The sequence below is a fragment of the Mycobacterium intermedium genome (assembly GCF_002086275.1).
Taxonomy (GTDB): domain Bacteria; phylum Actinomycetota; class Actinomycetes; order Mycobacteriales; family Mycobacteriaceae; genus Mycobacterium; species Mycobacterium intermedium.
The window spans coordinates 23,606-48,741 of record NZ_MVHT01000029.1; the positions used below are offsets into that span (position 1 = coordinate 23,606).

Annotated in this window: 18 protein-coding genes; 1 reads left to right on the top strand and 17 read right to left on the bottom strand. The window is 66.6% G+C overall.

The genetic code is table 11. From position 1 onward, the window contains the following. Positions 1-14: 14 nt before the first annotated feature. From proB to BST27_RS12565, 12 genes are all read right to left on the bottom strand, one after another. Entirely contained in the window at positions 15-1,130 is a 1,116-nt protein-coding gene (gene proB, locus BST27_RS12510) for a glutamate 5-kinase (protein WP_069417396.1), read from the bottom strand. Next, positions 1,127-2,590, bottom strand: a complete 1,464-nt coding sequence (gene obgE / locus BST27_RS12515) for a GTPase ObgE (RefSeq protein ID WP_069417395.1) — start codon at positions 2,588-2,590, stop codon at positions 1,127-1,129. Before obgE ends, proB begins: the two co-directional genes overlap by 4 nt. A 49-nt stretch (positions 2,591-2,639) precedes the next feature. Further along, positions 2,640-2,900 carry a 50S ribosomal protein L27 gene (gene rpmA / locus BST27_RS12520; protein WP_069417394.1) on the bottom strand — a complete coding sequence of 87 codons (261 nt, stop codon included), beginning with the start codon at positions 2,898-2,900 and terminating at the stop codon, positions 2,640-2,642. 14 nt (positions 2,901-2,914) lie between these two features. Then, on the bottom strand, positions 2,915-3,226 hold the full coding sequence (rplU, locus tag BST27_RS12525; RefSeq protein ID WP_069417393.1) for a 50S ribosomal protein L21: 312 nt from the start codon (positions 3,224-3,226) through the stop codon (positions 2,915-2,917). 180 nt (positions 3,227-3,406) lie between these two features. Then, a complete protein-coding gene (rne, locus tag BST27_RS12530) occupies positions 3,407-6,433 on the bottom strand; it encodes a ribonuclease E (RefSeq protein WP_069417392.1) in 3,027 nt (1,008 codons plus the stop codon). Positions 6,434-6,861: 428 nt separating this feature from the next. After that, positions 6,862-7,272 (bottom strand): nucleoside-diphosphate kinase, encoded by a 411-nt coding sequence (gene ndk / locus BST27_RS12535; protein WP_069417452.1) that lies wholly within the window; start codon positions 7,270-7,272, stop codon positions 6,862-6,864. Positions 7,273-7,343: 71 nt separating this feature from the next. Next, positions 7,344-7,733 (bottom strand): DUF4233 domain-containing protein, encoded by a 390-nt coding sequence (locus BST27_RS12540; protein ID WP_069417391.1) that lies wholly within the window; start codon positions 7,731-7,733, stop codon positions 7,344-7,346. After that, the gene (gene folC, locus BST27_RS12545; protein ID WP_069417390.1) at positions 7,730-9,163 is read right to left on the bottom strand and encodes a bifunctional tetrahydrofolate synthase/dihydrofolate synthase; all 1,434 of its coding nucleotides are present in this window, start codon (positions 9,161-9,163) and stop codon (positions 7,730-7,732) included. Before folC ends, BST27_RS12540 begins: the two co-directional genes overlap by 4 nt. Then, positions 9,160-11,823, bottom strand: a complete 2,664-nt coding sequence (locus BST27_RS12550; RefSeq protein WP_069417389.1) for a valine--tRNA ligase — start codon at positions 11,821-11,823, stop codon at positions 9,160-9,162. Before BST27_RS12550 ends, folC begins: the two co-directional genes overlap by 4 nt. 89 nt (positions 11,824-11,912) lie before the next feature. Next, positions 11,913-12,572: a LysM peptidoglycan-binding domain-containing protein gene (locus BST27_RS12555; RefSeq protein WP_069417388.1), complete on the bottom strand. Its 660-nt coding sequence runs from the start codon at positions 12,570-12,572 to the stop codon at positions 11,913-11,915. A gap of 99 nt (positions 12,573-12,671) precedes the next feature. Further along, the gene (locus BST27_RS12560; RefSeq protein ID WP_069417387.1) at positions 12,672-13,244 is read right to left on the bottom strand and encodes a DUF937 domain-containing protein; all 573 of its coding nucleotides are present in this window, start codon (positions 13,242-13,244) and stop codon (positions 12,672-12,674) included. Positions 13,245-13,338: 94 nt separating this feature from the next. Beyond that, positions 13,339-14,607: a saccharopine dehydrogenase family protein gene (locus BST27_RS12565; RefSeq protein ID WP_069417386.1), complete on the bottom strand. Its 1,269-nt coding sequence runs from the start codon at positions 14,605-14,607 to the stop codon at positions 13,339-13,341. A 72-nt stretch (positions 14,608-14,679) separates the two neighbouring features. On the opposite strand from BST27_RS12565, the gene BST27_RS12570 reads away from it, so the two are divergent. Next, on the top strand, positions 14,680-15,828 hold the full coding sequence (locus tag BST27_RS12570) for an FAD-dependent monooxygenase (protein ID WP_069417385.1): 1,149 nt from the start codon (positions 14,680-14,682) through the stop codon (positions 15,826-15,828). Here BST27_RS12570 and BST27_RS12575 read toward each other — a convergent pair. From BST27_RS12575 to BST27_RS12595, 5 genes are all read right to left on the bottom strand, one after another. Next, a complete protein-coding gene (locus BST27_RS12575) occupies positions 15,825-17,267 on the bottom strand; it encodes a cytochrome P450 (RefSeq protein WP_232007129.1) in 1,443 nt (480 codons plus the stop codon). The two genes, BST27_RS12570 and BST27_RS12575, sit on opposite strands and share 4 nt — an antisense overlap. A 92-nt stretch (positions 17,268-17,359) precedes the next feature. Next, complete coding sequence (locus BST27_RS12580) at positions 17,360-20,458, bottom strand: thiamine pyrophosphate-binding protein (RefSeq protein WP_170062307.1); 3,099 nt, start codon at positions 20,456-20,458, stop codon at positions 17,360-17,362. A gap of 10 nt (positions 20,459-20,468) precedes the next feature. After that, positions 20,469-21,578 carry a pyridoxal phosphate-dependent aminotransferase gene (locus BST27_RS12585; RefSeq protein ID WP_069417383.1) on the bottom strand — a complete coding sequence of 370 codons (1,110 nt, stop codon included), beginning with the start codon at positions 21,576-21,578 and terminating at the stop codon, positions 20,469-20,471. Beyond that, positions 21,575-22,672 (bottom strand): UbiA family prenyltransferase, encoded by a 1,098-nt coding sequence (locus tag BST27_RS12590; RefSeq protein ID WP_069417382.1) that lies wholly within the window; start codon positions 22,670-22,672, stop codon positions 21,575-21,577. Before BST27_RS12590 ends, BST27_RS12585 begins: the two co-directional genes overlap by 4 nt. 2 nt (positions 22,673-22,674) lie before the next feature. After that, positions 22,675-25,098, bottom strand: coding sequence for an ABC transporter permease (locus BST27_RS12595; protein WP_249025697.1), 2,424 nt, complete (start codon positions 25,096-25,098; stop codon positions 22,675-22,677). Positions 25,099-25,136 lie beyond the last annotated feature (38 nt).

A 25,136-nucleotide genomic window follows, 5' to 3' on the forward strand; every position in this document is an offset into this window, starting at 1 on the left:
GGAAACCTTGGAGCCTAAGCCGCCGTGACGGCGACGAGGTCGTCGGCGTGCACCGCTGGGCGGCGCAGTTCGCCGGGCAACTCCGACGTGGACCGGCCGATCATGGTGACGAGTTCGCTTGCGTCATAAGCGACTACGCCGCGGGCCACGACGACGTCGTCGACTCCGCGTAGCTCGACGACGTCGCCGGCGTAGAACCGCCCCGACACGGCGGTGATTCCGGCGGCCAGCAATGATCGCCGGTGCCCCAGTATTGCTCGCACCGCGCCGGCGTCGAGGGTGAGCGATCCGGCGGCGTCGGCCGCGTGCCGTAACCAGAACCGGCGCGCCGACATCCGTTCCGGTCGCGCGGCGAACACGGTGCCCACCGAAGCGTCGCTCAACGCGGTCGCGGCGTCCGCGGCGGGCGCCAGCAGCACCGGCACCCCCGCGTCGGCGGCCAGCAGCGCCGACGACACCTTCGACTCCATGCCCCCGGTGCCCAGGTGGCTGCTTTGCCCGGCTACCACACCCTGCAGGTCGCCGGGGCCCGAAACCTCCGAGATGAACCGGGCCCCTGGGTTTTTGCGCGGATCGGCCTCGTACAGGCCGTCGATGTCCGACAGCAGAATCAAGGCGTCGGCGCCAATCAGATGCGCCACCAGCGCCGAGAGTCGATCGTTGTCACCGAAGCGAATTTCGTTGGTAGCCACGGTGTCGTTCTCGTTCACGATCGCCACCGCGTGCAGCGACCGCAACCGGTCCAGAGTGCGCTGGGCGTTGGTGTGCTGCACCCGCATCGAAATGTCGTGGGCACTCAGCAGGACCTGCCCGACCGTGCGGTTGTACCGCGCGAAGGCGGCGCTCCACGAATTCACCAGCGCCACTTGCCCGACGCTGGCGGCGGCCTGCTTGGTGGCCAAATCCTTTGGGCGACGGGGCAATCCAAGAGGTTCGATGCCCGCGGCAATGGCGCCCGAAGACACGATGACGACGTCGGAGCCCGCCTGCATCCGCGCCTCGATCGCGTCGGCGAGTTCGGCCAGGCGACTCGCGTCGAACATCCCGGTAGGCGTGGTCAGGGCGGTCGTCCCGACCTTGACAACCAGACTGCGCGCGGTCCGGACGGCTTCACGATGCGGACTTGTCATGTGGTCCCGCCGTTTTCGTCCCCTGGCGGGCCTGGCTCGCGCCGTCTACGGCGGGCGGCCTTGCGCTCGTCCGCGCTGGGGCGGTCGTTGCGTTCCAGCCGCACGTCGGTGCCCCGGCCGGTCAGCGGAACCTGAACTCCGGCAGGCGTTTGCGGCTCCCAATCGAAGGTCATGTCGCCGATGGTCACCGCGCAGCCGGGCCGCGCCCCGAGGCGCAGCAGTTCATCCTCGACACCCAGCCGCGCCAGCCGGTCCGCGAGATAGCCGACGGCTTCGTCGTTGTCGAAGTTGGTCTGGCCGACCCAGCGTTCCGGCCGGGCGCCGGAGACGATGAAACCTCCGGAGCCGTCGGGTCGCACGGTGAACCCACTGTCGTCGACGGGGACGGGTCGGATCACCGGGCGCCGCGGGACCGAGGGCGGCCGCGCCGCGTTGTACTCCGATACCATCTGCCAGAGTCCAAAGATCAACGGCTGCAAGCCTTCGTGCGTCACCGTCGACACCAAATACACCGGCCAGCCGCGCTGGGCGATCTCGTCGCGGACGAACTCGGCGAGCTCGCGCGCCTCGGGAACGTCAATCTTGTTGAGTACCACCGCCCGCGGCCGTTCGGTCAGGTCGCCCAGCACCGCGTCGCCCTGCAGCGTCGGCGTGTAGGCCGCGAGTTCTTCCTCCAGCGCGTCGATGTCGGAGATGGGATCGCGACCGGGTTCGGCGGTTGCGCAGTCCACCACGTGCACCAGCACGGCGCAGCGTTCGATGTGCCGCAGGAAGTCCAGGCCCAACCCGCGGCCTTGCGATGCGCCGGGGATCAGTCCGGGCACGTCGGCCACGGTGAATGCGCGCTCTCCCGCGGACACCACACCGAGGTTGGGCACCAGGGTGGTGAACGGGTAGTCGGCGATCTTCGGTTTGGCCGCCGAGATCACCGAGACCAGCGAGGACTTTCCCGCCGAGGGAAAGCCGACCAAGCCCACGTCGGCGACGGTCTTGAGTTCCAGGGTGAGGTCATGTTCCTGGCCAGGTTCGCCCAGCAGCGCGAAGCCGGGCGCCTTGCGGGCCCGGGAGGCCAGCGCGGCATTTCCCAACCCGCCGCGGCCGCCGGCGGCGGCTTCGAACCGGGTCCCCGCGCCCACCAGGTCGGCAAGCAGGCGACCGTTCTCGTCCAGTACGACGGTGCCGTCCGGGACCTTCACTTCCAGGTCGGCGCCGGCGGCGCCATCGCGATTGTTGCCCATCCCCTGCTTGCCCGACGGCGCGGTGATGTGCGGCCGGAAATGGAAGTCGAGCAGGGTGTGCACCTGCGGATCGACGACAAAGATGATGCTGCCGCCACGTCCACCGTTGCCACCGTCGGGACCCCCGAGCGGCTTGAACTTCTCCCGGTGCACCGAAGCGCAACCGTTGCCGCCAGAACCCGCTCGCGTGTGGATGACGACCCGATCAACAAACCGAGGCATCGAGGTTCCTCTCAATCCCCGCGCGCACCAAAGCGCGCCGGGGCCGCGCTCAGTCGGTGGTGGGCCCGACGACGCTCACGGTCTTACGTCCGCCCTTGACGCCGAACTGCACCGCGCCCGCGGCCGTGGCGAACAGCGTGTCGTCACCGCCGCGACCGACGTTGACGCCCGGGTGGAACTTGGTGCCACGCTGACGGACCAGGATCTCGCCGGCCTTGACGACCTGACCACCGAATCGCTTAACGCCGAGGCGCTGAGCGGCGGAATCACGACCGTTGCGCGAGCTGGACGCGCCCTTCTTGTGTGCCATGTCTGTCGCCCCTACTACTTGATGCCGGTGACCTTGAGGACCGTCAGCTGCTGACGGTGGCCCTGCCGCTTGTGGTAGCCGGTCTTGTTCTTGAACTTGTGGATCCGAATCTTGGGGCCCTTGGTGTGCTCGAGCACCTCGCCGGTGACGGCGACCTTGGCCAGCGCATCGGCATCGGTGGTGACCTTTGCGCCGTCGACGACCAGCGCGACCGGCAGCGACACATTGGCGCCGGGCTCGGATTCGAGCTTCTCGACCTTGACCACGTCTCCAACGGCGACTTTGTACTGCTTACCGCCCGTCTTGACGATTGCGTAGGTCGCCATCGTTGCTCCTGCCTTCGTTGTTCTCAGTCGTTGCGTGTCGCGCGGCGCGCGAGTCACCGACGATGCGCGTAGTGGGTCTTGGTGCGCGGGCCTCTACTGGCCCGCTGTCGTCGGCTGGTGGCCTGACGACAACTGTCCAAGGGTACGTGACCAGCTTCTACAGGGTCAAACCGGCCCCGATCAGTCCACGTGGATGGGTGGACCGGCCGGTCTGCCTGCGGCCCGGCGCCGACGTGGCCGCGCGACAGCGGACACCACCTCGACAGGCGAGGATGCGGCGGCGGGGACGTCCGAGTCCTCGGCACCGTCGTCACCACCGTCTTCCTCGTCGTCCTCGGCATCCTCGCCGTTGTCGTCGGAATCCTCGCCGTTGTCGTCGGAATCCTCGGCCGAGTCATCGAGGTCATCGAGATCCTCGTCGTCCTCGTCGAGATCCTCGTCGTCCTCATCGTCGGCGTCTTCGTCATCGTCATCGTCTTCGTCGTCGGCGTCTTCGTCGTCGGCGACGTCGAGCTCATCGTCATCGACGAGGTCCTCGTCATCGTCGAGATCCTCGTCGTCGGTGTCCTCGTCGTCCGTGTCGTCGAGTTCGTCGACATCGTCTTCTGAGTCTTCGTCTTCGGTCTCGTCGGGTTCGTCGAAGTCGGTGTCGTCGGTGTCGGCGACAGCGGTAGAAATCCGGTCTTCGGTCTCGTCCACCGCCACCGCCAGCTCCTCGCCGGCTTCGGATTCAGCGGATTCACCGTCCCCGCGCCCGGACGCTGCCGATCCGGCGGCCATGACCTTGAACAACGGGTGGTCGCCCGGTGCATGAGCGGGCACCTTGGCCACGATGCTCTTTTCGCTGGACTCTTCGGAACGACCTTTCTTCGAGCGCCTGTTCCGCCGTCCACCCGACTCCGACTTGCGTCCGGTCGCCGGCGCCGAATCGACGGGGTCGGCGTGCAGCACGATCCCACGCCCGGAACAGGCGACACACGAGGTGGAGAAGGCTTCGATGAGCCCGGTGCCCAACCGCTTACGGGTCAGCTGCACCAGGCCGAGCGACGTCACCTCGGAAACCTGATGGCGGGTGCGGTCCCGGGCCAGCGCTTCGGTGAGCCGACGCAGCACCAGGTCGCGGTTGGACTCGAGCACCATGTCGATGAAGTCGATCACCACGATGCCGCCGACGTCGCGCAGCCGGAGCTGGCGCACGATCTCCTCGGCCGCTTCGAGGTTGTTCTTGGTGACCGTCTGCTCAAGGTTTCCGCCGGATCCGGTGAACTTGCCGGTGTTGACGTCGATGACGGTCATCGCTTCGGTGCGGTCGATCACCAGGGTGCCGCCGGACGGCAGCCACACCTTACGGTCCATCGCCTTGGCCAGTTGCTCATCGATGCGGTGCACCGCGAACACGTCCGGCCCGTTGTCGACCTCATACTTGGTGAGCTTTGAAACAAGGTCGGGCGCAACGGAACTCACGTAATCGTTGATGGTGTTCCAGGCCTCGTCACCGGAGACGATGAGCCCGGCGAAATCTTCGTTGAACAAGTCGCGGATGACCTTGACCAGCACGTCCGGTTCTTCGTACAGCGCTACTGCGGCGCCGGCGGCCTTCTCCTTGGTTTCGGCGGCCTTGGCTTCGATCTGGTTCCAGCGCTCCTGCAACCGGGTGACGTCGGCGCGGATGTCGTCCTCTTTGACGCCTTCGGATGCGGTGCGGATGATGACGCCCGCATCGGGCGGGACCACCTCGCGCAGGATCTCCTTGAGCCGCTGACGCTCGGTGTCGGGCAGCTTGCGACTGATGCCGGTCGACGACGCGCCCGGCACGTACACCAGGAACCGGCCGGCCAGCGACACCTGCGTGGTGAGCCGCGCCCCCTTGTGGCCCACCGGGTCCTTGCTGACCTGGACCACGACATAGTCGCCCGGTTTGAGAGCTTGTTCGATCTTGCGGTCGGTGCCGCCGAGGCCCGCGGCCTCCCAGTTGACTTCTCCGGCATAGAGCACGCCGTTGCGGCCCCGGCCGATGTCGACGAAGGCGGCCTCCATCGACGGCAGCACGTTCTGCACGATGCCCAGGTAGATGTTGCCCACCAGGGAGGCAGAGGCCGCCGACGTCACGAAGTGCTCCACGAGCATGCCGTCTTCGAGCACGGCGATCTGGGTGTAGCGCGCGCCCGGGTGCGGCGGCTCGGTGCGGACGCGGTCGCGGACGACCATGACACGCTCTACCGCCTCGCGACGCGCCAAAAACTCGGCCTCGGTCAGGACGGGCGGGCGACGCCGCCCCGCGTCGCGGCCGTCGCGGCGGCGCTGGCGCTTGGCCTCCAGCCGGGTGGAACCGTCGATGCCCTTGATTTCGTTGCCACCTGAGGCGTCGTCGCCGGACTTACTTCCGCTCCGCGGCGCGCGCTCGTGCACGACCGTGTTCGGTGGGTCATCGGGGGCCGGACCCTCGTCGTTGTCATCGCTCGAACCCGCTTTGCGGCGCCTGCGCCTGCGGCGACGACGGCTGCCGGCTTCGGTCGAACCGTTCTCTTCGTCGCCGTTCTCGTTCTCGTCGGAGTCGTCGCTCTCTTGGTCGTCGGCATCCTCGGCACGCTGGTCGGACAGGCCGTCGGCCTCTTCGCCGTTTTGGCCGCGCCCGTCCGGCGAACCCTCGTTTCCGCCCTGTTCGCCGCGCCCGCGGCCGCGACCGCGACGGCCGCGCCGGCGGCGCCGATTCGCGGGGCGATCGATCTGCTCATCACCGTCATCGGCGCCGGGGGTGTCGGCGAAATCGGAGTCGTCGTCGTCGGCGTCGTCATCGGCGGCGTCGTCGTCGTCGAGACGGGTATCGATCGGTTGCGGCGCCACGAACAGCGGCATGTAGTGCGGCCGGTCCACGGCCGGCTCCGCCGCGGGCGGGTTCTCCAGCAGCAGCCGGGATTCGGGCTCGCCCGGGGACTCCTGCTCGCCTTCTTCCGGGGCGTCATCGGCGGTGTCGGCCGCCGTCGGCCCCTGCTCGGCGATCAGATCGCGGACCCGCACCGCATCGTCCCGGTCCACGCTGGAATGGGCGCTGCGAATCCGCCCATCTAGCTCGGCCAGCGCATCAAGAACCCGCCTGCTGCTGGTTCCCAGCGTCCGCGCCAGTGAATGGACCCTTAGGCGGTCGGGCAAGTCCTCGTGCTGTGTCGGGTTGGTTCCTGCATCTGAAGGTGGGCCACCGTCTACCACGTATTCTCCTCAAGCCCCCGGGCGCGTCTCGGTCGACGCGGCCACGCGAGGGCTTCGCTATGGGTCCGGGTCACTTTCTCCCGAACTTGTAATGGTCTCGCTCCGAGCGGCTCAAGACGAACCCACTCGGCGCCGTGCTGAATGACGGCCTGACATGCCGCGCCGCACCGTGGGATGCCCGATGGTCGCGCTTGTCGAAGTCTTCATTCGGGTGTCTGACGCCGGTCCGGCGACGTTCACCCGCAGTCAGTATCCCATATCACTGATGGAGCTCACTCGCACCTGGAACCGGACCCTGCCGGCGGGTCACCTTTTCCCTGCGCGAGCAGTCACCTGTTCCCTGCGCGAGCAGACACCTTTCCCTGCGCGAGCAGACGCAAACTCCCATCAAAACCGCCCGTTCGGTACAAGTTTGCGTCTGCTCGGCGTTAGATGCCGGGGAACCAGAGCTCGATCTCGCGTTGGGCGGATTCGGGCGAATCGGACCCGTGCACCAGGTTGAACTGCGTTTCCAAGCCGAAGTCACCCCGGATGGTGCCCGGCGTGGCCTTCTCCACCGGGTCGGTGCCCCCGGCGAGCTGCCGAAACGCCGTGATCGCCCGGGGCCCGACCACGACGGCCGCCACCACCGGTCCCGACGTGATGAACTCCAGCAACGATCCGAAGAATGGCTTGCCGTCGTGTTCGGCGTAGTGCTTCCTGGCCAGCTCTTCACTGACGGTCCTGAGCTCCAGGGCCGCAATGGTGAGCCCTTTGCGTTCGATGCGGCTGAGCACTTCGCCGATCAACTTGCGCTCAACGCCATCCGGCTTGATCAATACGAGAGTCCGTTCGGTCACGGTGGACAAGAGTAGAGGTCCCCGCGGGCCACCGTCGACGCAAACCCAAACTCAGGCCGACCGAAACGAGCTCAGGGCTGCTGACGTCGGAGGACTTCGGCGCGGAAATAGGCGATCAGCGCCCAAACCCCGGCGAAGAGCACGCCGATGAACCCGACCCCCGGATAGACCAGAACGCCGGCGATGACGACCAGCTGCACGGCAAGGTCGACCCAGATGGCCCAGGGCCTGCGTTGCAGCCCGGCAAGCACGACCAACAACACCGCCAGGCCGATCAAGTAGCTCAGCGACGTCGCGGTGAGCCCTCCGCCGACCGCACCCACCACCGGAATCGCCAGCAGCACGACGATTGCTTCCAGCAGCAGCGTGGCGGCCAGCACACCGCGGAAGCCCTTCCAGGGATCGGCAGGACCAGACGGATCAGACGGATCAGACGGACCGTGCGCTTCCTGCTCGGTCATTCGGGATCACGACCGAACAGGGTCCGCGCGGCGCCGGCGGTGACCACCGAACCGGTGATGACGATCCCGGTTCCCGACGACGCGCCCGCCTCTTCGACGGTGGCCTCGTCGACCAGCGCGGTGGCGGCATCGATGGCGTCACGCAGATTCGCAGCGGTGATCACCCGATCGGGCCCGAATCGCTCCTGGGCGGCCAGTGCCAGGGTTTCGACGTCCAATGCCCGTGGCGACCCGTTGTGGGTGACGACGACGGAGTCGAACACCGGCTCCAGCGCGGCCAGGATGCCGTCCACGTCCTTGTCGGCCAGCACGCTGACCACCCCGACCAGCATCCGGAAGTCGAACTCGTCGGCCAGGGTCTGCGCCAGGGCGGCCGCCCCGGCCGGGTTGTGCGCGGCGTCAATGAACACCGTCGGCGCGCTGCGCATGCGCTCCAACCGCCCGGGGCTGGTGGTGGCGGCAAAACCGGCGCGCACCGCATCGACGTCGAGTTGACGCTGGGCGCCGGCCCCGAAGAACGCCTCCACGGCGGCCAGCGCTAACGCCGCGTTGTGTGCCTGGTGCTCGCCGTGCAGGGGCAGATAGATGTCGGAGTACACGCCGCCGAGGCCCTGTAGTTCCAGCATCTGCCCGCCGATGGCGACCTGTCGGCTCAACACGGCGAACTCCGAATCCTCGCGTGCGACCGCGGCGTCCGCGTGCACCGCCGCGGCCAGCAGTGCCTCCATGGCGGCCGGCGTCTGACGGGCGATGACAACGACGGTGTCCGGTGAACCGTCCGGCGCCTGGTGGATGATGCCCGCCTTCTCGCGGGCGATCCCCTCGATTTCGCTACCGAGGTATTCGACGTGATCGACGCTGATCGGGGTGATGACCGTCACCGGGGCATTGATCACGTTGGTGGCGTCCCACCGCCCGCCGAGACCCACCTCGACCACGGCGACGTCGACGGGAGCATCGGCGAACGCCGCGAATGCCATCGCAGTGAGCACCTCGAACTTGCTCATCGCCGGCCCGCCGGCGGCCTGCGATTGCTGGTCGACCAGTTGCACGAAAGGCTCGATGTCCCGGTACGCCGCGACGTATTGCGCTGGGCTCACGGGCTTGCCGTCGATCGAGATGCGTTCCACGGCCGACTGCAGGTGCGGGCTGGTGGTCCGGCCGGTGCGTTGGTGCAGCGCGGTGACCAGTGCGTCCACCATGCGCGCCACCGACGTCTTGCCGTTGGTGCCAGCGATGTGGATCGAGGGGTAGCCCAGTTGCGGTGACCCGAGCAGGTCCAGCAGCGCGCTGATGCGGGTCAGGCTCGGTTCGATCTTGGTCTCGGGCCAGCGCTGGTCCAGCAGGTGTTCCACCTGCAACAGGGACGCGATCTCGTCCGGCGTCGGAGCCACCGTGGTGGCCGGCCAGTCCTGGGAATCGGAACTCATTGCAGCGCAGCCAGCCTGGCGCTGATCCGTTCGGTTTCCTCCTGCGCCACGCGCTGGCGGTCGCGGATCTTTGCGACGACGGCCTCGGGAGCCTTGGCGAGGAAGTCCGCGTTACCGAGCTTGGCGGTCGTCGATGCCAATTCCTTTTGCGCCGCGGCCAAGTCCTTTTCCAAACGACGGCGTTCGGCCTCGACATCGATGGTTCCGGAGGTGTCCAACTCGACGACGACGGTGCCGCGGCTGAGCCGCACCTCCAGCGACACCGACGGCTGGAATTCCGGTCCCGGCGCGGTGAGCCACGCCAGCGCCGTCACGGCGGACACCTGAGCACCCAGGTCGGCGTCCTCGATGCCCCGCAGGCGTGCGGGCACCTTCTGCCGGTCCGCCAGACCCTGGTCGCTGCGGAATCGGCGGACCTCGGTGACCAGCTTCTGCATGTCTTCGATGCGTTGTGCAGCAACGGGATCCAGCGTGATCCCGGAGGACGTCGGCCAGTCGGCGATGACCAGCGACTCGTGTCCGGTCTCCCCTTGCGTCAAGGCCTGCCACAGCGCCTCGGTGATAAACGGAATCACCGGATGCAGCAGCCGCAGGAGGGTGTCCAGTCCGGCCGCCAGCACGGCGGTGGTGTGCGTCAGTCCCTCGGCGAGCTGGGTCTTGGCCAGTTCGACGTACCAGTCGCAGAATTCGTCCCAGGCGAAGTGGTAGAGCGCTTCGCAGGCGCGGCCGAACTCGTAGGAATCGAAGGCCGAATCGACTTCGGCGCGAACCTCTTCCAGCCGGCCGAGGATCCATCGGTCGGCGTCGGTCAGTCGGTCCGCCGGGGGCAGCGGGGCCAGCGCCGCACCGTTGAGCAGCGCGTAACGAGTGGCGTTGAACAGCTTGGTGCCAAAGTTGCGCGATGCTCGCACGGCGTCCTCGCCGACGGCCAGGTCGCTGCCGGGGCTGGCGCCGCGGGCCAGCGTGAATCGCAGCGCGTCGGCGCCGAACTTGTCGATCCAGTCCAGCGGATCAATGACGTTGCCCTTGGACTTGCTCATCTTGCGGCCGAACTCGTCGCGGACCAGGCCGTGCAGGAACACGTCGGTGAACGGCACCTGCGGGCCCCTGCGGCCGTCGAGCGTGATGGCGTCGTCGCCACCGACGAAGGTGCCGAACATCATCATCCGCGCCACCCAGAAGAACAGGATGTCGTAGCCGGTGACCAAAACGCTTGTCGGATAGAACTTTTCCAGCTCCAGGGTCTTTTCCGGCCAGCCGAGCGTGGAGAACGGCCATAGGGCCGAGGAGAACCAGGTGTCGAGGACGTCGGGGTCCTGCTCCCAGCCCTCGGGCGGGGTTTCGTCGGGGCCGAAACACACCTTTTCACCGTTGGGTCCGTACCAGATCGGGATCCGGTGGCCCCACCACAACTGTCGTGAGATGCACCAGTCGTGCATGTCGTCCACCCAGGCGAACCAGCGTGGTTCCAGGCTGGCGGGATGAATCACGGTGTTGCCGTTGCGCACCGCGTCGCCCGCGGCCTTGGCCAGCGACTCCACCCGCACCCACCACTGCAGCGACAGTCGAGGCTCGATCGGCTCGCCGCTGCGTTCGGAGTGCCCGACACTGTGCAGGTAAGGCCGCTTTTCGGCGACGATTCTGCCTTCCGCCGCCAGCGCCTCACGCACCTTGACCCTGGCCTCGAAGCGATCCATGCCGTCGAATTGCGTTCCGGTGTCGGCGATCCGGCCCTTGGTGTCCATGATCGACGGCATCGGCAGCCGGTGGCGCATCCCGATCTCGAAGTCGTTCGGGTCGTGTGCGGGCGTGACTTTGACTGCGCCCGTGCCGAATTCCGGATCCACGTGTTCGTCGGCGACGATGATCAGTGACCTGTCCACGAACGGGTGCGGCAGGCTGGTGCCGACGAGGTGGCGGTAGCGCTCGTCGGACGGGTGGACCGCGATCGCGGTGTCGCCGAGCATGGTCTCGACCCGGGTGGTGGCGACGACGATGTGGGGCTCGGAGTCGTCCATCGAGCCGTACCGGAACGACACCAACTCGCCCTCGACGTCCTGATAATTGACCTCGAGGTCGGAGATCGCCGTCTCCAGCACCGGCGACCAGTTGACCAGACGTTCGGCCTGATAAATCAGCCCGGCATCGAACAGTCGCTTGAAGATCGTGCGAACGGCCCGCGACAGACCCTCGTCCATGGTGAACCGGTCGCGGCTCCAGTCCACGCCGTCGCCGAGCCGGCGCATCTGGCCGCCGATCGCACCCCCGGACTCACGCTTCCAGTCCCAGACCTTCTCCACGAACAATTCGCGGCCGAAGTCCTCTTTGGTCTTCCCGTCGACCGCGAGCTGCTTTTCCACCACGGTCTGGGTGGCGATGCCGGCATGGTCGGTCCCCGGCTGCCACAGCACCTCGTACCCCTGCATCCGCTTGCGGCGGGTCAGGGCGTCCATCATGGTGTGTTCCAACGCGTGGCCCATGTGCAGGCTGCCCGTGACATTGGGCGGCGGAAGCACGATCGAATATGCGGGTTTGCTACTGGTTGGGTCCGCGCGGAAGTAGCCGGCATCCAGCCACTTCTGATAGATCGCGGCCTCCTGCGCTTCCGGATCCCACGACTTGGGCAGCTTGTCGGAGGCAGAGTGGGGGCTGGCGGTCACCGGTCAATTCTAGGAACCGCTGCCCCCACCCACGTAATCGCCCGAAAATACCTGGTCAAAGGCTTAGCTCCGGGAGGCTCGGGGCATGCTCAGGGAATCGTGAGCACTTGGCCCGGGTAGATCAGGTCGGGGTTCGGGACGCCGCTGGCGTCGGCGATCACCTGATACTTGCTGCCGTCGCCGTAGAAGCGCTCCGAGATCGCCCACAGGGTGTCGCCGGAAACCACCGTGTACGTCCGCGCTTCGGGTTGCACGGGTTCGGCAGGGGCCTCCGATACCTGCTCGGCAACCGGTGCCGCCTCGGCGGCTTCGGAGGCTTGCTGCTTCGACGCTGCCCAACTGTCTACACCTGCATCCGCCGCCGCTGGTTCCGACGCCGACTTGTCGGCGAGCGGCTCTTCGGGCGGCGGCGGGGCATCGGTTTCCGTCTTCGTCGACCACGCGGGTCCGCTGGCGGAGTAGAGCACCAGGTTGCGGTCGTCCTGCAGGATCAGCGCGACGTTCTTCTTGCCCTTGGTGTCGCTGTGCCAAACCGGCTTGTCCGGCGTGTAGAGGACGAAGTTGCCATCGGGCTGCACTTCGGCGCGCACCACATCCTGCCCATTGGTCCCGGTGGCCCAGATCGGCTTACCGCGCGAGGCCAGTACCAGGTTGCCGTCGTCTTGCAGGGTTAGCGTGTAGGCCCCGTTGCTTGAGACCAGCGACTCCCCCCGCACCAGTTTTTGGCCCTCCAACAGCCTGTCTGCCATGACATTCCTCTCTCTTCTCAACCCGATACGGCATCGGGCCTACGGATAGCCGCCTGGCAACACAGACTTGCGATCAACGCAATTGTGTTGTCGCGCTGGCTATTTCCTGCCGCCCAGCAGGCCGCCGAGGATGTCCCCCAGCGGTCCCCCCTTATTGCCCAATACGCTGCCGAGGATGCCGCCCAGGGATTTGTCTTTGCTGCCGAGAATGCTGCCCAGGACGTCGCCGAGGCCGCCCGGCCCCTTCGGTTCCGGCTTGGTCTCCGGCTCGCCACCGAGCCGCTTCCCGATGTAGGCCAACACGATCGGAAGCACGATAGGCAGCAACTGCTTGAGCAGATCGCTGTTGCCGGCGCCGCCCCCGGACAGCGCCGATGCGACCTGGTCGGTGTCCTTGCCGCCGAACAGCGTGGCCACCGCTTGATGACCCTCGCTCTCGTCGACCTGATCGAGGCCACCACCGGCGTCGAGCAGACCGCGCGCCGCTTGACTACTAGCGGCGGATTCGATCTTGCCCGCGTGTTCGGGGTCTTGCGAGCTTTGCTCCAACCCGCTGAGCAGCACCGGGACCAGGGTGTGCACCGCGTGGTCGACTTCGCTCTCGTCAGCACCGAGTTTTGCTGCGATTTCCGTCGTCGGTATCTGGGCGTAGAGATCGTCGAGACCAGCCATGGGCATACGCACCTTCGTTGCTGGGATGCAAAATCGAGCTAGTTACGACACTAGCGCCATGCCATCCGGGTGAAAACCCTGCGGCAAGCGCCATTCAGTTCAGCCGCTGGGTCTGCAGCGTCACACCCGCCGCCGGCAGGCGCGCCAGCAGAGCATCACCGATCGCCGCCGCGGGGGTCAGCACACCACGCAAATCGGAGAGCTTGTCACGGTCGAACGCGAGGGCGAGGCCGCATTCCCCCAACAACACCGACGTCGCTTTGTAACCCGGGTCGCCCCGCTGTTCCATCCGTGCCACGTAACGGGCGTTGGTGGTCGTGGTGGTGTACGTCTCGATCTTGTAGAACCCGCGCTCCCGGGATTTTTCGCTCGGTCCGGTGCCCGGCTTCGGAGCCAACCGTTCCACCAGGCCGCGCGGCAGCCGCCGGAAGTAACGGCTGCCCAGTGCGAACGTTGCGTTGCTGACGCCGGTCACGACCCCCGCGGCCACCGGAGCCGCCGGCGACGACCCGAGACCCACGCTCTCGCTGTACCGGAAGCCACGACCATAGGCCCAGTCCAGCAATGCGTTGCTGCGTCGCACAATTCGGGTGTTGTATGGGGCCATCACGAAACCCGCCGTCCATACCTTGTCCAGTTCCGGTGCGATCTGACGGCCCCGGCGCAACGGCAGATCGGGCTGCGGGCCGAGGTCGGGTTCTGCACCGCGATCGGGGGTCAGCGTGTAGGGGTCGGCGAGCTGACGACGCGCCTCGGGATCGCTAGAGGCGGTGTTCAGCACTTCCATCATCGAGGCCAGGGTGCCGCCGGAGAATCCGCCCCGGAAGGACCGCACGACCAAGTTGGTGTCGGTCAGCTCGCCGGCGCCGTCCTCCCGCGCCGCCTTGTAGAGCGCATAAACGGTCAAATCCGAAGGGACCGAGTCGAATCCGCAGGCGTGCACGATACGGGCGCCGGTGTCGGCGGCCTGCTTGTGGTACAGGTCGATGCTTTCGCGGACGAACATCGCCTCGCCGGTCAGGTCCGCGTAGTCGGTGCCCGCCGCGGCGCACGCGGCCACCAGTGGCGGGCCGTAGCGCGTGTAGGGCCCTACCGTGGTGATGACCACGCGGGTGCGGGCCGCCATTTCGTCGAGCGAGGACTGCTTTGCGGCGTCAGCGGACACGATGGGCCAAGCCTGAGCGGACTGACCCAGCGACCGACGGACCTGTTGTAGCCGCTCGGTCGACCTGCCGGCCAGCGCAATACGTGCGTCTCCCCCGGCGCGGGCCAGATATTCGGCGGTGAGCTTGCCCACGAAGCCGGTCGCGCCGTACAAGACAATGTCGAATTCACGGTCGTTACCACGCGGTGCGTCTGTCACCCGTCCGACGCTACTACTCCGGTCCCCTCGAGCGGCTTCCGGCCGCATCGACGCGGGGCTAGGTTACCGCGTATGGCGCACCGAATCGCCGTCATCGGCGCGGGCATCGCCGGCCTGGCCGGCGCCGCGGCGTTGCAACAGCGGGGCTATGACGTCAGCGTCATCGAGGAACGCACCGACACCTCGACGGGCGCCGCTATCAGCATCTGGCCGAACGCCCTGGCCGCGCTGGACACCCTGGGCGTGGGCGACGCCGTGCGCGCGGCCGGAGGTCGGATCGCCGCGGGTGCGCTGCGTTGGCGGAATGGGTCCTGGTTGCGCCGCCCTGCCGCGTCGAAGGTGATCACCGCACTGGGCGAGCCGTTGGTCGTCATCCAGCGCTCGACGCTGCGTGACATCCTCACCGCCGCAGTGCGCACCGGTTCGATCGAATACGGGCTTGCCGCCGAGCAGCTGCTGGAACATGGGGACGGCGTACGGATCACGCTGTCGGACGGCTCCGTCCGCGACGTGGATGCGGTGATCGGCGCCGACGGCACCGGTTCCATGGTGGCCCGCCATCTCAACGGGCCGTTGCCGCACCGGTACGCCGGCTACACCGCATGGCGTGGGATCGCCGACTGCGACATGGATCCCGAACTGTCCGGCGAGACGCTAGGGCCCGGCGCCGAAACCGGCCACGTGCCAATGGGTTCCGGCCGGACGTACTGGTTCACTACCAAGCGGGTGCCGCAAGGCCAGACGGCACCGGATGGCGAATTGGCTTATCTGCGCGACAGGTTGGCCGGATGGCCCGCGCCGATCCCGGACCTGCTGGCCGCAACCCCACCGGACGCGGTGCTACGCAACGACCTCTACGACCGCAAACCCGCCCGGGTGTGGGCGAGCGGACCCGTGCTTCTGGTCGGCGACGCGGCGCATCCGATGCGTCCCCATCTAGGCCAGGGCGGATGCCAGGGCATCGAAGACGCCGCGATTCTGGGTGTCTTCGTCGACGGGTCCGCGGACCTACCAATGGCATTCGCGCGGTTCGAAGCCTTCCGACGGCCCCGGATCGCGTCGTTGGTTCGTGAGTCGGCAATGATCGGGCGGGTGGTCAACCTGCGCCCGGACTTTCTCAGCGCGATTGCCACGCGCGCGACGGCGCTGGTCCCCGAGCGTTCGTTCCTTCGGCATCTGGCGTCGGTGGCGGCTCGGTCGGCGTTTGCGTTGCCCGACTAGACTTGGGAAAGCGTAACGGGCAGTCCGCCTTTGACGGTGACCGAGAAGGTGAACTTCGGCTCGGGTTGCCATTTCGGCGGCAGGTGCACCCGGTACCGCTGGAACAGGATCGTCAGAAAGAACTGGGCGGTCATGTACGCAATCTGGGTGCCCATGCAGAAATGCTGACCGAAGCTGAACGGCATGAAAGCCAGCTTCGGCCGGGACTGGATCTGTTGCCGGTCGACGAACCGCGCGGGGTCATACCGATCCGGTTCCGGCCACCAGCGCGGGTCGCGGTGGATCACCGACATCGATGCGCCCAACAGAGTGTACTTCGGTAGTCGGTAGCCGCCCAGGACGGTGTCCGTCATGCAGAACCTCGGGAAGAACGGGTGTCCCTGCATGCGCTGCGCCTCATCGAAACACGCCTTGGTCCAGTCCAACCTGGGCAGGTCGGCATAGGTCGGCAGGGCGCCGCCGAGGGCATCGATCTCCTCGCGCAACGTCGCCAGCGGAGCGGGATTGTTCGCCAGCAACGAGACGGCCCAGGTGAGCGCGGCCCCGCTCGGGTCGTAGGCGCCGCCGAGCAGGCCGATGAGTTCGGCCGCCAGGTCGGCCCTCGACAGCGGCGACCCGTCCTCGTATCTGGCGTCGAGCAACGCGTCCATGAAGTCCGGAGTCTCGAGGGGATTGGCCTTTCGGTCTCGGATCAGCCGCCCCAACAGCCGGTAGATCCGCACGAAAGCCGTTAGCACACTTGGCTTTCCTGTAGAGGAAAACAGCCTGGGGAAAGGCACCATGAGGGTGGTGAGGCCCAGCAGACCTGTGATGGCGCGCATGTCGGCGTCGAGCTGACGCAGTTCCTTCTCCGGCAGCGCGGTGGAGAACAGCACCCGCAAGTACACCGCCAACGTCGTCAGGAAGATCTCACTCTGCAGATCCACCTGCTGCCCTGTCTCGGCCCAGGACCCCCAGCCGTCGATCCGGCGCGCCAGCTCCGTGGCAACGATTTCGGCGATCTGTGTCTGGTGTCTGCGGGTGAACATGGGTGTCAGCATCTGCCGGCGCTCCCGCAGGCGCGGCCCTTCGAGCATGATGCTGTTGGCTCCGATGATGGGCAGCAGCGGACTCACCGGGCTGTACCTGCTGAACCGCCCGGTCGGCTCATCCATGAACTCGTGCACCAGGTCGGGATGGGTGACCGCGACCATGTCGAGGAAGGGCAAGGGGATGCGGAAGATGTCGCCGTACTGCGCCGAGCCGCGACTCATCAATTCGAAGGGATCCCTGCGCAGCGGGAGGATCGAGCCGACGACGGGCCGCCCCTTCGGACCCGGAGGCAGCGGCGTGGGCCGGCCGTAGCCGCTGGCAGCCCCGCGCAGCGTTGAGACGGATAGCCGGGTAGGCCAGTAGGGGTCTTGCCGCAACGCGCTGAACACGCTGCGCCGGCCGGTCACGCCTGGATGAACCGCTGTTTCCTGCGTTTTCTGTGGAATGACGGATGGCGCGCCAAGGTCGGCGTGTGGGCATCTTGGTTGCTCGGCAGCGGTCAACGGGTACTCAGCCTTTCTTCGTCTTGCCGTGCGGGATAGCCCTTTTCGTAGAGCTTGCCCAATATGACGGCGCGGACCACCTCGCGGAACGACCCGACCGATCCGCGGATATCTTTAGACCAGGCGACAAGAAATCCGACTACTTGGCGCCAGTGTTTCTTGCCGGCTTGAATCGGGGCATCGTTCAGGACGCATCGCGCATCGATCAGCTGGGGGCCGTGGGCATGAATCGCCTCGGTGAAGGCGGAGCGAAATTCGCGCAGGGTGCCGACGCTGCGGGCCGGGACGCCGACCGACCTGGCATAGTCCGCGAAATTGATTTCGGGCAGCGCCGATCCGCTGTCCGGCCAGCCCATGATTTCGCTTTCGAACTTGATTGCGGCGAGCGCAGAGTTGTTCACGACGACAAAGACCACCGGCGCCGGGACACCAATCGAGGACTGGATCTGGCTCAGGGTCACCGAGGTTCCACCGTCGCCGGCCACGGCGACCACCAGCTGCGGGCGGGTTGCATTGTTGGCCAAAGCAATTGCGGCGGGGACTGCAAACCCCATGGTGCCGAACGACGCGGACCAGATGGACCGCGTCATCGACGTGATGTATCGATAGACCCACAACGTGTTCACGCCGACGTCCGCGCACACCACCGAGGTTCCCCCGTGTCGGCGCAACTCTTCGTCGATGGCTTGGGTGAGATTGGACGCACGCAGCGGCGCAATCTCGGTTCGTCTGGCACGCTTTCGCGTCCGGCGCCCTGCGGGCCATCGCCGCGACCGTTGCCGGCGAGCAGACGGGTCGACGGTGTCCGGCGGTGCTGCGCACAACGCGGCCACTATCGCCTCCAACGCCGGCATGGCGTCGCACAGCAGACCTATGTCGTGCTCGGTGAGGCCGAGCATGGCCCGCGGGTCAAGATTCACCGCGACGGTCCGGCCGCAGGCTCCCCAGTCGAAGGCCGAGCCCCGGTTCGACACACCAACCAGCAGCAGCACGTCGGCCCGCGCGACCTGCCGGTAGGACCGCAGGTCGCCGGAGCCGCCGATTCTGCTGTGCACACGCGGGATTGAGCGGTCCAGCACCGAATCGCCGCCCATGGTGACATGCACCGGGCAGCTCAGTAACCGCGACAGCTCGGCCAGTTGTTCCGAGCATCCCGCGGCGCCGCGGCCCGCGACGATGCCAACCCGCCGGGCGGCGCGCAGTGCGCCGACCGCCCGGGCAAGCGACGATTCGTCCGGACCGGTGCCACGCCCCGGCTCGGCGGGTGGCGGCGCATCTTCTGTTTCGGCCCAGCCGGAGTCGAGCGCGCTTGGCAGCACATGCAGATGCACCACGCCACCTCCTGGCGCGGCGGCCGCGGCGCAGGCCCTGCGCACCGCGGCCGACGCGGTCGCTGCGTCGTCCACGAGATACCGGGCGACGGTGACTTCGTCGAGTACTCGCCGGGCATCGAGGAACCACCGCTGTGTCTCCACGGTCGTGACCAGGATTCGGGCACTATCCAATGCGGCGTCGTAGATTCCGTTCAATTGCGACAGCAGCGCCGCCTCAGTCGCTGCCACCGTTCCCGCGGACGGAATGCCCGACTTGCGCAACGCCGAGGCGCTCATCGAGGGCGCTTGGACGTTGGCGCTGCGCTGCGCTGTGGCAAAGCTCGGCAGCAGTTGCGCGCAGAAGTCGCTGATCTGCACGGGCGCAGCGAGATCGGCACTGAGGTGACGGGCCAGCGAACGCTCGCCGGGGCGGAGAGGGGACGCCGCGGTCTTCGGCGCGGTGCCACCCGGCACCGCAATGAGCACCGGGCCCGGCCTGGCCGCAATGCCTGCGAACCGACGCGACAGGTCGTCGACGGATGCGACGGCGACGCTTCCTAACGACATCGCCGTGCCCAAATGCTTTAGCCGGGAACTGGTCTCGGGACCATCGGTCAGACAGATCGCCACGACGTCGGCGTTCAGGCTGGCCAGCGTGGCCAGCTCCGCCACGAACTGACTGAGTCGTGGGTAATCGGTGACGACCACGCCGCGCGATCGGCCGCCGAGGGCGCCGCCGATACCGAGTGGAAGCGCCGCCCCGGGGATGCCCGCCAGGCTCGACACCGCCGCCGCGGCGGCAAGGCCCTCTGGCAACCGCAACCCGTCCGGATCGAGATCGGTAAACGTCTGCCAGCCGTGTGTTGTCTCGTCGGACGAGCCGTCGTCCATGAGGGATTGCAGCGTGGCCTCGACGTCACAAACTATTTGGGTGCGGTACGGCAGCGAGCGTGTCATGCAACGGCGGTCGGTGAGCTCCATCAGGTTCGCGTGTCCACAGACCCCCCGGGCGAGCAGCGGGCTCGTACGTCCGACGAGCAGGACGTTCTGGGCTGCGATCGCGCCGCCGTCCCGCACGGTGTACGCCGGGCAGCCTAAGCGCGCGGAAAGCTTTTGTACCAAGCCAAGATACGTGCTGTCGGCGTCGGAGGAGACAACCGCCAGATCGTCGGAGTCCAAGAATTCCGCGATCGCCGCGAGCTGTTCCTTGCTCGCGACGGTCGCGGTGGGGACTTCCGGGATGCGATACCCGGCGGTTGGTCCGTCCAACGGTGCGTAGAGCACATCGCCCGGGATCGCCACGTGACATGCGGTGGACTCGTGCAGGGCCTGCACACAGGAACGAGCGAACCGTTCGAATTGGCTTGGGGACTGGATTTGCACTGACGACGACGTGCAGGACCGGAAGAGCGCCTCGGAGTCGATCTCCTGAAACGCATCTCGGCCGAGGCTGGCCACGGGAACTTGGCCGCTGATCGCCACCAACGGCACCCGGCCGAGGTAGGCCTCGTAGGCTCCCGTCAGCAGATTGGTGGCCCCGGGACCGGCGGTCCCGAAGCAAACACCCAACCGGCCCGAGGATTTCGCGTACCCCACGGCCATCAGTGCCGCTGCCGCCTCATGCCGGGTGGTGACCACCTCTATCTCGGTGCGCCGACTCGCCGCATGGACCAACGAGTTCACCGACTCGGCGGGCATTCCGAAAAGGTATTCGACACCCAGCTTGATCAGGACGTCCACCAGCTCGTCGGCAAATCGGGTCCGCCCGAGGGCATTTGACACCAGGTGCCGGTTATACATGAGACCGCTGCAGGGCACGGACACCGACACCGAATGGGAGGCGACGTCGCGTCGCGAACGCCGCGAGCGATCCCATCAGGGCATCCACGGATTCGTCTGACCCAACGGTGATCCGCACCCCGAGTCCTGGGTATTCGCGCAGGAGTATGCCGTCGGCGAGGGCGTGCTGAAATAGTGTGTGCCCGTCCTCGGTGGGCAGCCAGACGAAGTTCGCTTGCGACACGATGCCTGAAGACAAGCCATGCCGGAACAGGCAGGCCTCTAGCCGCCGGCGGTTCTCGACCACGCGGGACACCCTGTCGCGCAACTCCTGCGGGCACCGCAGCGACACCGTCGCCGCGGCCAGCGCGAGCGAGTTCACCGAGTACATCGGAACGGCGGAGCTAACCCGCGCCGCCAGATCCGCACTACTGCAAACGCCGTAGCCGATCCGTAGACCGGCAAGGCCATACGCCTTGGAGAAGCTGCGCAGGACAACTACCCCGTCCAGCTCAGTCACCAGGTGTCGCAGCGCATCCGCCGGCATCGTCTCGTCGAATTCCGCGTACGCCTGATCGACAACCAGCAGAACCGCTTTGGGCAACGCCTCTCGAAAACGGACGATTTCGTCCAGGGTTACGGCGGCGCCGCTCGGGTTGTGCGGCGCAGCGATGATCACGTGCTGCGTAGACCGGTCGACCCGCGCGAGGATGTCGTCGAGCACCTGGCTTCCCGGTGGGTCGCTGGGCACCGCGACGGGTATACCACCGGCTCGCGACACAAGCACGGCGTATTCGTCGAAAGTCGGCGTTCCGAAGACGGTAGTCCCCGCCGTCTGAGCGTTCACATGCAGCAGTGCATCGAGCACGCCGAGGCTGCCCGCGCCGAGGACCACTTGCTTTCGCGGAATCCCATGCAGCGCAGCGACCTGCGCCGCCAGCCGTGCGGCCAAGTGCGCGTGCGGGTAGCGATTGATGAATGCCGCGCTTGAGTCGATGACTTGCCGCACTTCCGGCAGGGGATCGAGATGTAGTTCGTTGCGGGACAGGTCGTACTTCACCCGGGGCTCACCGGTGCCGCAGTTCGGCCCGTCCCCGGACAGGGAAGTTGGCTTGAGCCTCATTGCAACTCGAAGTCCTCGGTCCGTCGGGTATCCCACCCGAGGCGGTCGGACAGCAACATGACGGCAAGTCCCGCGATCAATGCCGCAACCGACATGAGCGTGGTCCGCTCGACCAGGATGAGCGTCGAGAGGTAGCCGACCGACACGAACATGTCGTCGCGCAGCATGTCATTCCATGACTTGTGCTCCGTCGCGTGCACAAGCCGCCACGACTGGTAGCAAGCTACCGGGAGCCACAGCAGGGCTATCAGGTACTTGTGACCAATGGCGCCGACGGCAACCGGAATGGCGATGCCGGCGTAGACCACTACATTCGCCACCCCGGCAATCGCCGCGGCACGAAACCTCGTGGCACTCAAGGTGGCCGACGTCGTCACATTCACTCTTTTGTCCCCGTCATAGTCGGGGACGTTCTTGACCAGGCCCTTCGCGCAGAACCACGCGAACAGGTACAGCGCGAGCGCGAAGTAGGCCGGCCTGACCAGGGTGTGCAATTTCTCGTCGGATGCCAGCGCCACACTCAGGTAGGGGTAGGCAACAGCATTGGCGAAGAACAAAATTCCGATGCGGGGTCGCGCCTTCATCCGCAACGGGCGAAATGAGTATTGGTGACACCCGACCAGAGCCAGCAACGACAGCGCGGCGAAATACGGGTTGACGAGCAGCGACATTGCAAAGACCGCCGTGGTCAGCAAATGCGTGTCGCGCAGTAGGCGGTCCCGACCGTAGCGGCCGAGCTCGAAGACCCGCGACGGGATGTTCTCGTTGTCCTCCACGATGTCGGTGTACATGTTGTAAAGGTTTGCGATCGCGGCGATGTGGTACGACACGACCATTCCAACGATGAGCGGCCCGATGGGCACCTGTCCGCTGACGACGCTCGCGAAATAGAAGGCGAGCATGCCCGCGACGCAGGTTCTGGGCCGCGAAAACGCCACAAACGTCGACAGGCGCCAACTGGTTGGTCCGGGAATGCCCGGGGAGCTCTGCACCCAGAACAGCCGTTGATCGCTGGTCATCTCCAGGAAGGCCGACAGGTCCGGCACCGCTTCCGGTTGCACGCGGAGTGGGGCGGCAAGTTCCTGTTCTTTCACGACTACTCCCCCTCCAACGCATCGACGATGTTCGATCTCGCGGCCCGCGAAGCGGGCAGCAAAGCGCCTGTCCAGCAGAGGATTACCGCCAGGCCGACCCCCAGTAAGTCGAGCGGCGAAAGCGCAAACCGCACCGTGATGGCTGTCACCGCGCTCATGATCAGGGTGCCCAACCGGTGCACGACCACGCTGATCATCAATCCGAGCGCGCCGCCCAACAGCGCGACGCTGGTCGACTCGACCAGGATCGACTTGGCGATGTAACCGCGGGAAGCCCCCATGGCCCGGAGCACCCCGATCTCGCGGGTGCGCTCCAGCACCGAGATCATGAAGGCGTTAAACAACGCCATCGCCGCCAGCAGCGCCACGATCCACTGGACGAATACCGCCAGCGATCCCATCTGATCGACCGCGCTGCGGCCTGATTCGACGGCCTCCTTACCGGTGTAGGCGAACAGCCCATGCGTGGTCGCGATTTTCACGGCCTGTTGCTGGACCGCGGTCGCGTTCTTCGCGTCGGCGGCGTGCACCTCGAGGTAGGTTGCACCGTCCCGCTGAAACCACTTCTCCATATCGGTCAGGGACATCGCGATCATCCCGCGCTCGGTGGTCAAATACTCCACCACGCCGAGGATTTCGGTGGTCTTCTCCCCCGATGGCGTACTCAGCGTCAAATGGTCGCCCGTCTCGCGATGCAAGCGGCGCGCGAGCTGCCGCGATATCACGACTCCATCGCCGGCTAAGACCTTGGCCCGCACCGCCGGATCCATCGCGGTGAAGGCAGGTGCCGCCGTGCCGGGATCGGCACCGATGACCAGGATTCGGTCGGCGCCGACGTTCACGTATGCCTCTTGAACCGGAATGACCGCCCCCACGCCCCGAACCCGGCGGAGTTCCTCGTCCACACCCGCGGGCAGCAGTGGCCCGATGGGAATAACGTCTTTCGACGCCGTCGAGACGTACATGTCGGCGTCGGCCAAGGTGTGGAAGAAGTTTCCGGTCGAGTCGACCACGTCGGACAACACCCCGCTGGTGACGCTCCCCAGCGCGACCGCGATGGTCACGATCATCACGTTTGCCCAGGTGCGCTTGGCGGATTGGGTCATCGTCGACCTGCTGACCTGACCGCTCGGTCCCATCCTTGCCGCCAGCCAACTGCTCGCCCCCACGATGGCGGGGCCCAGTGCCCAGCACAGCACGAGGATGCCGGCCAGAACCAATACTCCACCGGCGAATGCCTTTTCATCCCTTAGCCGGAATGCGCAGAAGAAGGCCGCGATGGTCAGGGGGGCGCCGACGACGACGCCCGCCCAGTTCGGGCCCGACCTGTTGGGGCCGAGGCTTTCGAGCTCCGCGGGGCGCATCGCCGAGATCGGTGCGGCTTTGAACACCGCGAGGGCCGGCCAGACGGCCCCGAGAATGCAGGCGATGATTCCCAGCGCTATCACGATCGCGATTGCGGTGCCGGGAAAGAAGAAGTCGGGCTTCACATCCACCGACTGCAGCACCAACGGGGGCAGCCTCTTGATCGCGAGATAGCTGAGCCCCACCCCGAGCGGTGCACCCAGACAGCCACCGAGCAGCCCCATGAGAGCGACCTCGGCCAGCAGATCCCGGGCCAGCTGGCCGCGTTGGGCGCCCAGCGCCCGCAACGTCGCGATCATCGGCTTGCGTTGCACCACGGCCATGTTCATGGTGTTGAACACGATGAACATGGCCACGACCAGCGCCATGGAACCGACCAACAGCAACGTGTCGCGAGTGAGGGACACGGAGCTATCGGATTGCGCCACCCTGAATTGGGGCTCCGCGACCACAGCACGATGGTCGACCACTCGCATCAACTCGGCGTTCAGTCGCCCAAGGTCGGTGCCGGGATTCGCCACGATGAACACCGAACTGACTCGCCCGCTTTGGTGTACCAGCCGTTGTGCAACCTGAAGTCCGACGATCAGGTAATCGCCGGCGTTGTATTTCTCGGCGAGAGTGCCTTTGGGCACGAACACCACATTGACGCGCGCCGCATTGACCTCGACCGAGCCACCCGGGGCAACGCCCAGGCCTGGGCCGGCGATCGCACCTTCGGCGAGCGACCCGTGGGACTTGTCCTGTTCGGCTTGTTGCACGAGCTCATTGCCCACTCGGTTGTCTAGTATCCGCAGGTTGGGGCTGACACCCAATAGCGTTGTGCCGGAACGCGGTACGTTGATGGTCGCCTTCACAATCGGCTCGGCGGCAGCCACCCCTTCGAGCCGACGCAGCTCGTCCACCAGGGACTCGGGCAGGCCGCTGTCGGCCGCACCGGTCACCTCGAACGCAGCCTTGCCATAGAGGTCTTCGGACATCGTGGCAACCGATTTGGTTATCGAGCTGTAGATGCCGGCGATCGCCACCAGCAGCGCACTGGCGATCATCACGGCAACCACACAGCTCAACGACCGCTTCCAGTGCGCCAACGCATATC

Coding starts and splice junctions, on each gene's coding strand:
- proB (WP_069417396.1), bottom strand. CDS start 1,130: ATGACAAGTCCGCATCGTGAAGCCGTCCGGACCGCGCGCAGTCTGGTT.
- obgE (WP_069417395.1), bottom strand. CDS start 2,590: ATGCCTCGGTTTGTTGATCGGGTCGTCATCCACACGCGAGCGGGTTCT.
- rpmA (WP_069417394.1), bottom strand. CDS start 2,900: ATGGCACACAAGAAGGGCGCGTCCAGCTCGCGCAACGGTCGTGATTCC.
- rplU (WP_069417393.1), bottom strand. CDS start 3,226: ATGGCGACCTACGCAATCGTCAAGACGGGCGGTAAGCAGTACAAAGTC.
- BST27_RS12540 (WP_069417391.1), bottom strand. CDS start 7,733: ATGACCGAGCAGGAAGCGCACGGTCCGTCTGATCCGTCTGATCCGTCT.
- folC (WP_069417390.1), bottom strand. CDS start 9,163: ATGAGTTCCGATTCCCAGGACTGGCCGGCCACCACGGTGGCTCCGACG.
- BST27_RS12555 (WP_069417388.1), bottom strand. CDS start 12,572: ATGGCAGACAGGCTGTTGGAGGGCCAAAAACTGGTGCGGGGGGAGTCG.
- BST27_RS12560 (WP_069417387.1), bottom strand. CDS start 13,244: ATGGCTGGTCTCGACGATCTCTACGCCCAGATACCGACGACGGAAATC.
- BST27_RS12570 (WP_069417385.1), top strand. CDS start 14,680: ATGGCGCACCGAATCGCCGTCATCGGCGCGGGCATCGCCGGCCTGGCC.
- BST27_RS12585 (WP_069417383.1), bottom strand. CDS start 21,578: ATGAGGCTCAAGCCAACTTCCCTGTCCGGGGACGGGCCGAACTGCGGC.